The organism is Paenibacillus sp. OV219, assembly GCF_900110075.1.
GTDB lineage: Bacteria > Bacillota > Bacilli > Paenibacillales > Paenibacillaceae > Paenibacillus_Z.
Map to the genome: position 1 here is coordinate 36818 of NZ_FOCJ01000008.1, position 14671 is coordinate 51488.

The 14671-nt window shown below is 48.8% G+C and carries 10 protein-coding genes; 9 read left to right on the forward strand and 1 reads right to left on the reverse strand.

Features of this window, described 5'->3' with window-relative positions; all coding sequences use genetic code 11:
- The first annotated feature begins 18 nt into the window (after nucleotides 1–18).
- Complete coding sequence (locus tag BMY11_RS19685; RefSeq protein WP_090580075.1) at nucleotides 19–993, forward strand: NAD-dependent epimerase/dehydratase family protein; 975 nt, start codon at nucleotides 19–21, stop codon at nucleotides 991–993.
- An 89-nt stretch (nucleotides 994–1082) separates the two neighbouring features.
- On the opposite strand, the gene BMY11_RS19690 is transcribed toward BMY11_RS19685, so the two are convergent.
- Nucleotides 1083–1607 (reverse strand): DinB family protein, encoded by a 525-nt coding sequence (locus BMY11_RS19690; RefSeq protein WP_090580078.1) that lies wholly within the window; start codon nucleotides 1605–1607, stop codon nucleotides 1083–1085.
- Between the two features lie 102 nt (nucleotides 1608–1709).
- Here BMY11_RS19690 and queF point away from each other — a divergent pair, with 102 nt between their 5' ends.
- From queF to BMY11_RS19730, 8 genes are all read left to right on the forward strand, one after another.
- On the forward strand, nucleotides 1710–2213 hold the full coding sequence (queF, locus tag BMY11_RS19695; RefSeq protein ID WP_090580081.1) for a preQ(1) synthase: 504 nt from the start codon (nucleotides 1710–1712) through the stop codon (nucleotides 2211–2213).
- Between the two features lie 20 nt (nucleotides 2214–2233).
- Entirely contained in the window at nucleotides 2234–3436 is a 1203-nt protein-coding gene (locus BMY11_RS19700; protein WP_090580084.1) for an MFS transporter, read from the forward strand.
- A gap of 205 nt (nucleotides 3437–3641) precedes the next feature.
- Nucleotides 3642–8252 carry an Ig-like domain-containing protein gene (locus BMY11_RS19705; protein ID WP_090580086.1) on the forward strand — a complete coding sequence of 1537 codons (4611 nt, stop codon included), beginning with the start codon at nucleotides 3642–3644 and terminating at the stop codon, nucleotides 8250–8252.
- An 85-nt stretch (nucleotides 8253–8337) separates the two neighbouring features.
- Nucleotides 8338–9738: a glycosyltransferase family 2 protein gene (locus BMY11_RS19710; protein ID WP_090580090.1), complete on the forward strand. Its 1401-nt coding sequence runs from the start codon at nucleotides 8338–8340 to the stop codon at nucleotides 9736–9738.
- Between the two features lie 106 nt (nucleotides 9739–9844).
- A complete protein-coding gene (locus tag BMY11_RS19715; RefSeq protein ID WP_090580092.1) occupies nucleotides 9845–10342 on the forward strand; it encodes a DinB family protein in 498 nt (165 codons plus the stop codon).
- 211 nt (nucleotides 10343–10553) lie between these two features.
- Entirely contained in the window at nucleotides 10554–11549 is a 996-nt protein-coding gene (locus BMY11_RS19720) for a glycoside hydrolase family 43 protein (protein WP_090580095.1), read from the forward strand.
- A 337-nt stretch (nucleotides 11550–11886) separates the two neighbouring features.
- Nucleotides 11887–13620, forward strand: coding sequence for a type 2 periplasmic-binding domain-containing protein (locus tag BMY11_RS19725; RefSeq protein WP_090580649.1), 1734 nt, complete (start codon nucleotides 11887–11889; stop codon nucleotides 13618–13620).
- A 126-nt stretch (nucleotides 13621–13746) separates the two neighbouring features.
- Entirely contained in the window at nucleotides 13747–14664 is a 918-nt protein-coding gene (locus BMY11_RS19730; RefSeq protein WP_256217655.1) for an ABC transporter permease, read from the forward strand.
- Nucleotides 14665–14671 lie beyond the last annotated feature (7 nt).

A 14671-nucleotide genomic window follows, 5' to 3' on the forward strand; every position in this document is an offset into this window, starting at 1 on the left:
ATCGGAGGCGATGCGGATATGAACACCATCTTAGTTACAGGCTCCTCGGGCCAAATCGGCAGTGAACTGGTCGCTGCACTTCGCGCACGCTTCGGGGCGCACAACGTCATTGCGACAGATATCAAGCCGAGCGCTTCGATCACTTTCGACGGTCCGTTCGAAAGTCTTGATGTAAATGACTTGCAATCGTTCTACGCGATTGCTCGCAAATATAAAGTCGATACGATCATTCATCTGGCGGCGCTGCTGTCCGCAACGGCTGAAGCTAACCCGCTGTTCGCATGGAACCTGAACATGGGCGGGTTGTTGAATGCGCTTGAGGTGGCGAAGGAGCTGAACTGCCAGTTCTTCACGCCAAGCTCGATCGGCGTATTCGGCCCGGATTCGCCGAAGGATCTGACGCCGCAGGTGACGGTACAGCGGCCTGTCACGATGTACGGCATTAATAAAGTAGCCGGCGAGCTGCTGTGCGACTACTACTATCGGAAGTATGGCGTCGATACGCGCGGCCTAAGGTTTCCGGGCTTGATCTCGTATTTGACCCCGCCTGGCGGCGGTACGACGGACTATGCAGTATCTATGTTCTTCGAGGCGGTTCGCTGCGGTGAGTACCGCTCCTACATTAACAAAGGCACGTACATGGACATGATGTACATGCCGGATGCAATTGATTCGATCATTCAGCTGATGGAGGCTGACCCGGCGAAGCTCATTAACCGCAATGCCTACAATGTGTCGGCCATGAGCTTTGATCCGGAGATGCTCGCCGCTGAAATTCGCAAGCTGCTGCCTGCTTTCGAGCTGACGTACGATATCGATCCCGTGCGAGAGGCGATCGCGCAGAGCTGGCCGAACTCGCTGGACATCTCGGCTGCTCAGCAGGAATGGGGCTTCAAGCCACGTTACTCGCTCGAGCAAATGGCGTATGACATGCTAATCCAGATCGCATCGCGGACGATCGAGAGCAGCAGAGAGATCATGAAGGTTTCATAGCTTGATTGTTCCGTGTAATAAAGAAAGGTTCCTCTGCCTGAAGAACTATACAGTTCTAGGGCAAGGGAACCTTTTTCACTGCGAGTGCGTTATTCGGACTTCTGCAAGTAACGTTCGCGCACAACGTTGATGTGATGCATTTCATGGCCTGTAATGACATGCGCCAGCGCGCGTGCGGATATTTCTGTGTTGCTTGCAATTCCTCTGCGCAAGTACGCTTCTGGAGTTAAGCTACGAAGCAGCACAATGGTAGCGGTGCGGACCGCGTCGTAATGCTCGAGCAGCTCGCTGATGGAGTTGTCGTCGAACGATGCGTTTGCGATAAAATCACTCTCTTCAAACCCAGGCAGCGGCGTCCGGTCAGCGCGGGCAGCGCGCAGCAGGCGGTAACTCATAATGCGCTCTGTGTCGATCAGATGACCGAGCACTTCCTTCAAGCTCCATTTGCCCGGCGCATAACGATGTAGTGCTTGCTCCTCCGTAAGTGCTGAGAAGAGCGCGCTCGTCGTCATGCGATTCTCGGCTAGTATATCCAGCAAATTTCCATCTTGTACAAGCTTGATGTAGGTGCCAAAGTGGCCTCCATACTCGTCTGCAGAAGGTCTGGTGATCAAGGGCTCCATCTCCTTAGGTTGAATTTACACCGCCTTAAGGTGTAAGCTACTAGAACAAGAGTAACCCCTAAAGCAATGTAATGACAAGGAGTGTTGTACAGAATGTCAGGAAGATCGAAAGAGGAATTGCAAGAAGGCGGCATCAGTCATTTGGGCAATCAAGGAACGCAGTATTTGTTCAACTATAGCCCAGAAGTGCTGGAGTCGTTTGATAACAAACATGTTGGCCGTGATTATTTTGTCAAATTCAACTGTCCGGAGTTTACGAGCCTATGCCCGATTACAGGCCAGCCGGATTTTGCGACCATCTATATCTCTTACATCCCTGATGTCAAGATGGTTGAGAGCAAGTCGCTCAAGCTGTACTTGTTCAGCTTCCGTAATCATGGCGACTTCCACGAGGACTGCATGAACATCATTATGAATGACCTTATCGCTCTTATGAACCCGCGCTACATTGAAGTGTGGGGTAAATTCACGCCTCGCGGCGGCATCTCGATTGATCCTTACACGAACTGGGGCCGACCAGACACCAAGTTTGAGGAAATGGCAAATTACCGTCTGATGAATCACGATCTCTATCCCGAAAAAGTAGACAATAGGTAAAAGTCAGGACGTGGCTGCATATGAAATTTTCATGGGAACGGAACTTGGTTGTATTGTGGACCGGGGTTTTCTTCTGCAGCATGGCGTACTCGATCTCGATCCCTTTCCTGCCGATCTTCCTAAATACGGAGCTCGGCGTAGAGCATCACCTTGAGGCTTGGTCCGGAATTGCCTTTGGTATTACCTTCTTGGCGAGCGCGCTAATCTCCCCTTATTGGGGGTCGCTCGCGGACAAATACGGACGCAAGCCGATGCTTATCAGATCCGGCTTTAGCCTTGCCGTGCTGTATTTGCTCAATTACTTCGTGCAGGACCCGTACTGGTTTCTCATCATTCGTATTTTTCAAGGTTTGCTCGCGGGCTTCGTGCCTGCATCCATTGCACTTGTAGCTACGAATACGCCGGAAGAGAAGACTGGTTATGCGCTGGGCATTATGTCAACCGCAGGTGCGACAGGCAGCATTCTCGGCCCGCTTGTTGGTGGCGTGGTCAGCCATTATTTCAGCAACCGCGAAGCATTTCTCTTCTCCAGCTTCATCGTACTGATCGCTGCGCTTACTGCCACGTTCTTCGCGAAAGAGAAGAACTTTAACAGGCAGGCGGTTCGTTCGCATGTAATGGATGATCTGCGTCATGCTCTATCGAATCGCGCGTTCTCGGTTATGCTGCTCATGGCTGGAGTCAGCACATTCTCTGTTATGATTCTCGAGCCGCTTATTACGGTCTATGTACTGAAGATGGGCGTGCCTAAGGATACAGCTTCGCTCAGCTCCGGTATTGTCTTCTCAGCTGTCGGCATCGCGACGGTCATCATGGCGCCGCGCTGGGGCAAATGGGGTCGAAGAATAGGCTATGAGAAGGTGCTTATGATCGGTCTGCTCGGCAGCGGGGTCGGCAATATGCTGCAGGTGTTCGTGCCGAATTATATCGGCTTCGGCATTCTGCGCTTCGGTTACGGACTCTTCTACGCGGCGGTCAATCCATCTATCAATGCGATGATTGTGAGGACGACGGAGCCCGAGTTCAGAGGGCGGGCATTCAGCCTGAACCAGTCCGCTTCGCAGCTTGCGACGATGGCTGGTCCAATCATTGGCGGCTTGCTCGGAGGCATGATGCCGATCCGGTATATCTTCATCATTAATGGCGGTATGCTGCTCTTTGCGGCATGGATGTTTCGATTCAAAATCCAGCCTAGAAGTGCAGCAGTATCTCGTCATAGCTGATGGGCTGCTAACATAGAAGATAAGGAACCACCTCTCATTGACGAGAGGTGGTTTTTTTCGTCATGATTTGACATTTTTTTAGCGTATTCTCATTCTCTATCGAATCTCGTCGTGGTATATTAGCAATAGTAGAATTGGTATCTAATACCTATTGTTTAATAGGCAGTTTATGACATAGAGCATAAGAAATAGGGAGGTATCGATAATGTCGAAAAGACAGAGGAAGCAGCTGCATAAGAATCGGTCGATGAAGAAGATTGCCCGTATGATTGGCGCGGTAGCAGCAACGATTCCGCTGGCGTTAGCAATTCCAGTGATGGCAAGTGCGGAATCACCGGGGACAATGACCAATCCAGGGGCACAGACAGGGGCATCGACGATTAGCTCGCTGATGTTGACGGTGTATGCGAATGAATTGGTGGCAGGCAATAGTTTCTCGGTGGATTTGAGCCTACTCTATCCGGACGTTACAGATATGGATTTCCACGCTGTGGTACAAAACAAACCGGTAGCTGATGCGACGGTTGACTGGGTATCGGAGAAACCTTATCTGCGTCTCTCCCTCAAGAAGACGGGAACAACCAGCATTGATCTAGAAGTGACTCCAAAAGGAAGCGCTACGTTCCATGAGAAATTTCAGATCACAGTAGCGTCTAACTCACTTCTGGATCCGAACAATAACGGTATCGATCTCGGAGAATTGGTGAAATACATCAAGAGCAACGGACTTGACAGCGAAAGATTCAAGTCGACAAGCGAATTCCGCAATCTGCTAAAGTCAGCAGTGTCGAGTACGGTCACGGAGCCGAATCATGCGCCGCAGTCGAGCGAGGGGCTGTATTCGAAAGATGTAGCGGACACGGCCATCATCGACTTAAACGATCTCTTTAGTGATGAGGACGGCGACAGCTTAACTTATCAGCTGGGCAGCTTGCCAAGTGGACTTCCGTTCTCGGCAATTGTCACAGGAAGCGATTTGCTGCTGGCAGCGACAGGTGTGGACGATAATGCTTATGAGTTTGACGTGACAGCGACAGATAGTCATGATGGAACGGCGACGAAGCACTTCAGCATTACATCGACAATGACGCCGACTGTACCGGAAAATCATGCGCCAACTGGAGTAAACGCGACGATCAGCTTCGCTGAGGATTCGTCCTCCGAAGGCCAGCTTGATGGCAGCGATATTGATTTGAACACGTTGACATACATGAAAATTAAAGGGTCCGATCATGGCGCGTTTGAGCTGAGCCCATCGGGATATTACACGTATACCCCGTATGCAAATTACAACGGCACAGATACGATTACTTATATGCTGAGTGATGGTATTACGGAGTCAGGTCCTTATACAGTAACCTTTAATATTGGAAGTGTGAACGACTCGCCAACGGTAAACAATTCGTCACCGGAAGCTGTCGAACTCAGTGTAAGCAGTCTAGGTCCATTGTCGACAGTACTCGATCTGGATGATTACTTCAGCGACGTGGATGACGACTCGCTTACTTATACGGTCATGAATCCACCAGGCAGCGGTGTCTTCTTCTCAGCTACTGCGTCTGGCACGGAGCTTACTCTTAAAGGAAAAGCTGCAACTGCGGCGGCTTATACGCTGGAAGTGCAGGCAAGTGACGGTAGTCTGAATGCGACGAAATATTTTAGCGTGACGGCAATAGACATTGATCCACCTAATGATGCTCCTGTGGCAATGCCCGCCTATTTTGAAACGAATGAGGACACCACGTACTCCAGAGTATCCGGCATATTAGTAGGCGTAGATACGGATAATGACTATTTAACCTATCAGAAGGAATCTGATCCCGCACATGGACAGCTCGAAATATCCGTAACGGGTGGGGTTACCTATACGCCAAATGCGAATTATTACGGCATGGATTCTTTCACTTATACCGTAAGTGATGGCCGGGGCGGCGTTTCTGCGCCAGTCACAGTGAATATCAATGTCATATCTGTTAATGATGATTTCGTATTGCAGCCTATCGGCAATGCGAATAATGAGATTCACTTGAAGAAGGAGCAAGTCGCAACAATCGATCTGTCTAAGCTCTTCACTGACGTGGAAGGCGATGCAGCGTACGAGGTTACCTCTACTGGCGCTTTCCTCGGACAAACGAAGTATGATCAATACCTGAACATCACGGCAAGTACGAAACCTGGCGACTGGAGATCCTTTACGATAACGGCAAATGATGGTGAACACACGGCTACGGATACGATCAAGATTATTGTTGATGACGCTGTGGGCAGTCAGGATAAATTCACAACGAATGCGAAAGCAACCCTTGGCGATACGATGGATTTAAGCGCCTATTTTGCGGATGACTACACGATTTTCATGGCAAAAGTCATTAACGGTGTGGCTTCTCAGTCTGTGACAGACAGCACACTAACACTTACATCTGCGCAGAACAGTGTATCGACGATTAAGGCTAGCGCCTCTGACGGTAATAGCTTGACGATATCCGATACGTTCGACGTGTACTTCGGCAGTGTTATAAATGATATTGGAACGCAGTATTTAACGAAATATGGCAACGTGAGCTCGGCCAGCATTCCGCTTTATTATATATTCCCAAATGCGACATCGTTCCAAGTAACCGATTATAACGATGCAGTACTTAACAGTTTGGGCAGTTTCTCGCTTCATGAGTGGAATGGCTATCCGCTCCTAGACGTAAGCTCGTTTGCACCATTATCCTCGCCGACGACGATAACGATTGAAGGCAAGACGACGGCAGGCGATATAGCAAGCTATACGCTCACTTTGGATCAAACGCCTGTCGTGAATCAGCTGCCAGTTGCAGAGAACGCGACGATCCCAGTCAATAAGAATGATTCTACCGGAGGCCGTTTAGGCGGGTTTGATCCAGATGGTAACACGATTACCTACAATAAAGAAAAAAATGCAGAGCATGGCACATTTGATCTAGATGCGATAACGGGATTCTTCTCCTATAGGCCAGATCCGGACTTTATTGGTACGGATACGATTACGTATACGCTGAATGATGGAACAGCGGATTCTGCGCTTATTACAATAACCTTCGATGTTCAAGAAGTGGTAGTTCCACCTGTTAATCAGCCGCCATTTGCTGAAGATGCGACGATTCCCGTTAGCGAGGATACGCCTATCTCTGGCAATTTAAGCGGGGAAGATCCAGAGATGGCTGCTTTGACCTTCAATTTGGTAGATGATGCGGTCCATGGAGATTTCCATCTAAATGCTGACGGGTCCTATACATATGCTCCTGATCTGGACTTTTTCGGTACAGATACGATTACGTATACACTGAATGATGGGGCAGCGGATTCTGCAATAATTACAGTAACCTTCGATGTTACCAACACGGATGACGAAATAAGGTTGAACTCGATTTTCGACGAAGCTACAAACGAATCGGGAATTAGCTTGCATCCAGGTGTAACAGCAATAATCGACTTAACCAAGTTATTTACAAGCGTTGACGGAGACCCTGTGGAGTATCAGTTCGATGGTCAGCCAAATGGTGAGTTTGAATGGGTTGGAAATCAATTATATATTTACGGCTCATCGTCAGGCTTGGAGGAGTTTACAGTTAAAGCAACTGATGATGTTGGTGACGAATCTGTAGAAAAATATTGGGCTTATGCAACCATAAAAGTGAATGGAACTTACAATTCAAGTTTGTCGGATGTATATTTTACGAACAGTGATGCTGAGTCTCAAAATATCGACTTGGATGCGTATTTCGGTGGGGCGTATACCTATACGGTTGAAAGACCAAGTGGTAATGCTCATGCGGAGCTATCTGGTACGCACCTTTTACTTGATTTCGAACCAAACGATAATTCGACGATTGTTGTTACTGCATCGAATGGTACAGGTTTATCGATTCATAGGACATTCCACACTTATATTGGTATGGCTGTGGAGGATATCGGCGTTCAAACCTGGCAAAATATCGATGGCATACGATATGCTCAGATTGATTTGCAAAGTATATTCCCAAATGCAGATCAGTTCGATGTTGAATCCTATGATGATGAACTGTATTCGATTGGCGGCAGCTTTGATTTTGTGGAATGGTCCGATGAGCAGCAGCTGGAAATTTACAATTCGTCTTCGGTATCTGCTGATGAGACCGATTCCGATCAATGGATTGTTGTTACAGGCCGAAACAGCAGCGATGAAACTAATGTTGCAATGTATATCATTAAGTTAAAAGACAACAAGCCAACCATCCTTTATGACGAAGAAGGAACGCCGATTAATTATGAGAACAACACGCCACTGTATATCCAGAATGGCGGGTCGAAGACCTTAACGATACGTGATGATGATGGCATTTATGATTTAGAAGTAGATGAGGAAGGGGAAGGCAATCTCGATCTATTAAACGGGACGCATGTCAATGAAGACGGAAATACCGGAACGATAACGCTTGGTGGTAGTGTATCCGGTTATACGTCAATCTACATTCGTGGTCATGATAACGTTGGTGATGAAATCTGGTTTTCTCAAGATGTTGTCGTCTATGACGCAGAAGTTGACTTTAATGAACAGCTCGAAGCAACGATCGATCTGGCGCCGTATGTCAGTGCTTTGGGCTTGGACCCTGAACAGTTTTACGTCTATAGCGTCAATTCCGAGCTGTTAGAATCGGAGCCGGAGCTTGACGGTACGATTTTATCTTTAAAAGCATTGCCAACAGCTGCGGGCGATTATATTCTTAATATTCCAGTTTCCGAATATGCGGAATCAGGAGAGCCAAGCTACATTGTTCTTTATGTTCACATTCCACAAACATCTGTCTAGTACAAGCAACACAAGAAGAAGGCCAACTGCTCGCGTGGGGAGTTGGCCTCTTCTTGTCTTCACACCATGAGGGGAGCGGTCACGAATGAATGAAGCGGTTCGCCTTGCGATGCAGGGAGGCCAATACGCGCAGGCGGAGAAACTGCTCACCGAGCAGCTCGCTGTAAATCCGCTGAGCGCACAGAGCTGGGTGCTGCTTGGCGAAGCGCTGCTGCATCAGGGCTGCGGTGACGCGGCGCAGCTCGCCTTTGATCGAGGCTGGCTGCTCGACCCGATGGCACAGTGGGTGCCATCGGTGCAGCAGATGCTAGCGAAGACGCCTGCCGGCCCGGCGCGGCCGGAGATCAAGCGACTGCTAGCGCCTAAACGCAACGTTACCGTGGCTGCAGCGATTATGACGCGTAACGAAGCACGCTGTATCGAACGCTGCGTGCTCAGCTTGCAGCATGCAGTTGATGAAATTCTCATTATTGATTCGAGCTCCACGGACGGTACGGTTCAGCTCGTCGCGAATCTCCCTAAAGTGAAGGTGATTACGAGCGCCGCGCAAAATGATGATTTTGCAGCTAAGCGAAATCAGGCGCTGCCGTATCTGAACAGTGATTGGGTGCTGTGGGTAGACGCCGATGAATGGCTGTTTGAAGAAGATGTCCAGGCGGTCCGGCAGGTAGCAGAGCTGTTCGATAGTCGAGGACAGGTTGTATTGAACATCTGCCAAGTGAACTATGTCCAAGGGAAGGTGAAGCCTGACTTCGGCATTCCGCGCATGTTCCCGCTGGGTAGAGGACTCCATTATTATGGCCGAGTACATGAGCAAGTCGTTCCTGAGGATGGAGAGATGTACGAGACGAGTGTACTGAGGCGGCCTGTCCGAATTAGGCTGCACCATGATGGCTACGAGCCGAGCATCGTACAATCGCGAAGCAAGATTAATCGTAATCTTCGCTTGCTGGAGATGATGGTCGAGGAGGATCCAAGCAATCCGGGCTGGCTCATGTATTACGGCCGGGAAACATTAGCGGCAGGAGATCGCGAGAAGGCGAAGATGCTCCTACTCGAAGCGGAGCGCCGGGTGTCCGACAAGCCGAACTTCGGCCGGCATGCCGATATTCTGATGCTGCTCGGTAAAATCTACATGAGCGAGAGCAATTACGAGGATGCGATTGGGGTATGCAGCCATGCGCTGAAGCTGCAGCCGAACTATCCGGATGCGAGCTACCATCTCGCGCGGGCGCAGATGAAGCAGGCCGCAGAGCTCCTGCAGAAGGCGGAGCGCAATCTCGTCGGAGCGAAGCAGAGCTTCCAATCGTACCGGGGCATCGTTGCGGTAGACGAATCGATCAAGGAGTGGCGGGCGGATTTAGCGCTGGCCGACTTAACCGCGATCTCGGGCAAGCAAGCAGCAGCCAAAGCGAAGTATGAATCACTGCTGGCTCGTTACCCCGAGCTTACATCAGTGAGAGAGCGGCTTGCTCGGATGGAGTAGTTTTATTTTGCATAAAATCTAATGTTTACTGACATGCTGTTGTCAGCAGACCTTCTGTATAGTGAACTTATGAAAGTTAGCGATAGAAGTAATGGAGGCGAACAGCATGTTTACAAGAGTGCAAGACTTTATTAATGACTATAGCAGAGAGTCCCAAGGGACACAGAGGCTGCTTGATACCCTGACAGATGAATCATTAAACGGGCAGATTGTAACGGGCTTCCGCACACTCGGCCGCCTGGCTTGGCACTTAATTCACGATGACAAAGGCATGCTGCAGCAGATCGGCATTAAGTTTAAAGCGCCGGCCGCGCATTCGGAGCCGCCGCAATCGGCGGCAGCCATCGCGCAAACATATCGGGAGACGGCAGACGCGATTCTTGAAGCCGCTTCACAGTGGTCGGATGACAAGCTGCAAGAGAGCCACACATTGTTCGGCCAAACATGGAAGAACGGGTTTACACTCATCCAATTCCTGAAGCATGAGGTTCACCACCGCGGCCAGCTGACCATCCTTATGCGCCAAGCAGGTTTGCCGATTGCAGGTGTGTACGGTCCTTCCAAGGAAGAGTGGGAACGTATGGGCATGACTGCGCCATTGTAATCTATCGTTCAATGAAGAAGCTGCGATTGCTCCGCACAGGTGGGGCGCTCGCGGCTTTTTTGTTATTCACGCTTTCGATCCGCTCATCGCCAACATCTTTAATTTTCGAAGAAAGAGCCATACTTTCTTTAATGTGCCTTGCCGCAATCCTTTCTATAATATAATGAAAGCGATTTCTAGAATCCACGTAACAAGAAGGAGCGCTAAACTTATGGATACGAACACAAGCAAGAAAGCACAGCAGAACGAACCCATTGTTACGCATATCTATACCGCCGACCCTTCTGCACATGTATTTGAAGGGAAGCTCTACATTTATCCTTCCCATGACATCGACCATGATGGTCCTACGAATGATAACGGAGACCAATATGCGATGGAAGATTACCATGTTCTGTCGATGGAAAGTGCGGATGCGCCAGTCGTCGATCATGGCGAAGCGCTTCATATTAAAGATGTGCCATGGGCATCCCAGCAGATGTGGGCGCCGGATGCGGCCTTCAAGAACGATACGTACTACTTGTATTTCCCGGCTAGAGACAAGGACGGTGTCTTCCGGATCGGCGTAGCGACAAGCGCATCGCCAATCGGACCGTTCAAGGCTGAGGAGAACTACATGGAGGGCAGCTTCAGCATTGATCCTGCCGTATACGTCGATGAGGACGGCCAATCTTATATGTACTTCGGCGGACTATGGGGCGGCCAATTGGAGAAGTGGCAGACAGGCGCTTACAAGCCGGAGGCAGAAGGACCTGCTGTGAATGAGCCGGCGCTTGGACCGCAAGTTGCGCAGCTGAGCGATGATATGCTCTCATTCCAGACAGCGCCAATGGAAATCCTGATTGTAGATGAGAACGGGGCACCGATTCCTGCAGGTGATGAAGAGCGCCGCTATTTCGAAGGTCCATGGATGCATAAGTACGAATGCAAATATTACCTCTCGTATTCAACGGGCACAACACATAAACTGGTCTATGCAGTAGGCGATCATCCAGAAGGGCCGTTCGTGTTCAAAGGCACGTTCCTAACGCCGGTGCTCGGCTGGACGACACACCATTCCATCGTCGAGTATCAGGATAAGTGGTACTTGTTCTACCATGATGCGTCGCTTTCCGGCGGCGTTGACCATAAACGAAGCGTCAAATTTACGGAGCTACATTACAACGAGGATGGCACGATCCAATTGATTGAGCCTTATAAGGAGTAAGCAGAAGAAAGCGGCCTACGGGCTGCTTTTTTTTATCTTCATTATAGATTTATAAGTTTCAAGTGTACAAATTTCTATAATGTCTCCGCGAAACGTAAGCTTTTCCACAAGGATGGCAATAGCCGGTTACACTTTTTATATGCGTTTTTTGGGGATGCTATAGATGAGATGTTCCACGAAGTTATCCCAAGTCTATACTGAATTTGCTTCCTGATAACGAGGAACGTATATGCTTTTTAAAGCTTTAGCTATAGTTTATTAGGTCAACAAAGTCCATAGAAATTATATAATGAAAGTGCTTACAAAACATACAGCGATTGAAAGGGGTTTGAAAGCATTGGCTAAAAAACTAATGGTTGCTTCTATGGCGATTGCAGTGGCTTTGACTGCATCTGCATGTGGAAATAGCAACAACGGCGGAGATGAAGCATCGAAGAACAACAATTCTTCGAATACTACAAACAATACTGCTGCTTCCACCGATAATACCTCGGCAACAAATGAAAGCGCTTCGGCGGCACAAGAAAAAGTGACCTTCAGTTTATTTAACGGAGTAGCTAATGCGCCGGATGGCAACACGAACGAGACGACAATTGGTAAGTCGCTTGAGGATCAAACCGGTGTCAACTTCAAAATCGAACATTTGGTAGGCGACCTGAAAACTAAAATCGGTACGATGATCGCATCCAACAAATATCCGGATGTTATCGACCCGGACGCAGGCATTGACCAATTGCTCGATGCTGGCGCTTTTATCGACCTTTCTCCTTACATCGACAAATATCCTAACATCAAGAAAGTTTACGGACCGTACTTGAACCGCATGAAAGCGAAGGATGGTAAGATCTACTACTTGCCGTTCTCCACGCAAGTTGGCGCATACACGCCAGACCCTAACATCAACCAAGGTGCATTCTGGGTTCAACGCCGCGTACTGAAGGAAGCGGGCTATCCGAAGCTCAAAACAATGGACGAGTACTTCAAGCTGGTTGAAGACTTTGTCAATAAGCATAAAGACGAGAACCTGATTGGCTACGCATCGCTGACGAATGACTGGAGATTCTTTGCAACTTCCAACCAGTCGATGCACTTGGCAGGCTATCCGAATGACGGAAACGTCGAGATCGACATGACGACACACGAAGCGAAGACATACTACACGAACGATGATACGAAACGCTGGCTGCAAGCATTGAACACGCTGAATGCAAAAGGTCTGTTCGATAAAGCGTCGTTTGTTGACAACTATGACCAGTACATCGCGAAGCTCAGCTCCAAGAAAGTCGTCGGCTTCTTCGATTACGGCTGGCAAATCGCGAATGCGAACAACGTATTGAAGGACGCTGCTAAGAAAGATCCGGCTCAAGATGATTACGTATACCAACCAATGCCGATCACTTTCGACGGTCAACCGGACCAATTGCTTGACCCGCCAGGATTCGTTAACAACCGCGGTATCGGTATCACTGTGAGCGCGAAGGAACCTGAGCGCATTATGCAATACTGGGATACGCTGCTCTCTGAAGACAACCAAATTCTTAGAAGCTGGGGCATCAAAGGCGAGACGTATGAAGTGGACGACAAAGGCCGTTTCTACCGTACGCCAGAAGAGATTGCTAAGATCGACGAGCCGTTTAAGCTGAAATTCGGTCTCACGTACTACGCATGGGATTGGCCGCAATACGGCACAAACTCGACGCTGTCTAACGGCAATGCACTTGCACCAGGCCTGCAGCCGGAAGTGTTCCAACTGAGCTTGACGGACAAAGATAAAGAAATTCTTGGCAAGCATGGCGTTAAAACGTATGCAGATCAATTCGCAACTCCGCAAGACCGTCCTTGGTACCCAGCATGGGGTATTCCAAAAGAGCAAGGCTCGCCACAGCAAATTTGGGAAACCAAGAAGGACGAAGTGACGAAGAAGTACTATCCGAAGATCGTTCTAGCGAAGCCAGCTGACTTTGATAAAGTATGGCAAGAATATCTCGGCGCATTCGGCAAGCTGGATACAGCAGGCTATGAGAAATGGTACACCGAGCAAATTAAAGCCATTCTTGATGCAAGCAAGTAAGCAAGAAAGAAAGTAATCGATTAGAAGGCTAAGCGAAGGGCCGACATAAGCGTGCAGCTAATAGCGCAGACGTCTGGCCCTTCGTTTATTTCTACCATGGTCGAAATGGAAGGGGAACTATTACGTATGGAAAAGAGTTTTCTTAAAAAACTCATACAGCAACGGATGCTCGTCCTGATGTCCGTTCCATTCGTCATTTGGTTGTTTATTTTCAAATATTTGCCGCTTTGGGGATGGACGATTGCGTTTCAGAAGTATAAGCCGGCTTTAAGCTTCTCCCAGCAGAAATGGGTTGGCTTTGAGCATTTCAAATTTCTGTTTCAGGACGAAAGGTTCCTGCGTGTATTGCGTAATACGCTCGCGATGAGCGGCATTAATCTCGTGCTTGGCTTCGTAACTGCAATTACGTTTGCGCTGCTGCTGAACGAGGTCCGCATAATGGCTTTCAAGAAGTTCGTGCAAACAATCAGCTATTTGCCACACTTTATTTCATGGGTTGTTGCGGCAGGGATTATTCAGACGACGCTTGCTCCTGATGGCATTATTAACGATATTTTGGTCGGAACAGGTATTATTCATAAAGGCAGCGAGATTCTATTCCTTGGCATCCCGCATTATTTCTGGGGTATTTTCGGGGCAAGCTCCGTGTGGAAAGAGGTCGGCTGGAATACAATCGTATATTTGGCCGCAATGACAGCAATTGATCCTTCTCAATATGAAGCGGCTGATATGGATGGCGCTGGTCGTTTCAGGAAGATGTGGAACGTGACTTTGCCGGGTATTCGGCCGGTTATCGTCGTTCTGCTCATTATGAATATCGGTAATTTGATGGAATCGGGATTCGAGCCGCAATACCTTCTCGGCAACGGGATGAACGTCGACTTCTCCGAGAACATTGACATATTCGTACTCAAGTATGGTATTGAACAAAGCAACTACTCGTTATCAATCGCAGCGGGTATGTTTAAAACCGTCGTCAGTCTTATTCTTTTGACTACGGCGAATACAATCGCCAAGAAAACAGGAGAAGCTAGACTGTTCTAGGGAGGGT

Coding starts and splice junctions, on each gene's coding strand:
- BMY11_RS19705 (WP_090580086.1), top strand. CDS start 3,642: ATGTCGAAAAGACAGAGGAAGCAGCTGCATAAGAATCGGTCGATGAAG.
- BMY11_RS19700 (WP_090580084.1), top strand. CDS start 2,234: ATGAAATTTTCATGGGAACGGAACTTGGTTGTATTGTGGACCGGGGTT.
- BMY11_RS19685 (WP_090580075.1), top strand. CDS start 19: ATGAACACCATCTTAGTTACAGGCTCCTCGGGCCAAATCGGCAGTGAA.
- BMY11_RS19710 (WP_090580090.1), top strand. CDS start 8,338: ATGAATGAAGCGGTTCGCCTTGCGATGCAGGGAGGCCAATACGCGCAG.
- BMY11_RS19730 (WP_256217655.1), top strand. CDS start 13,747: ATGGAAAAGAGTTTTCTTAAAAAACTCATACAGCAACGGATGCTCGTC.
- queF (WP_090580081.1), top strand. CDS start 1,710: ATGTCAGGAAGATCGAAAGAGGAATTGCAAGAAGGCGGCATCAGTCAT.
- BMY11_RS19720 (WP_090580095.1), top strand. CDS start 10,554: ATGGATACGAACACAAGCAAGAAAGCACAGCAGAACGAACCCATTGTT.
- BMY11_RS19715 (WP_090580092.1), top strand. CDS start 9,845: ATGTTTACAAGAGTGCAAGACTTTATTAATGACTATAGCAGAGAGTCC.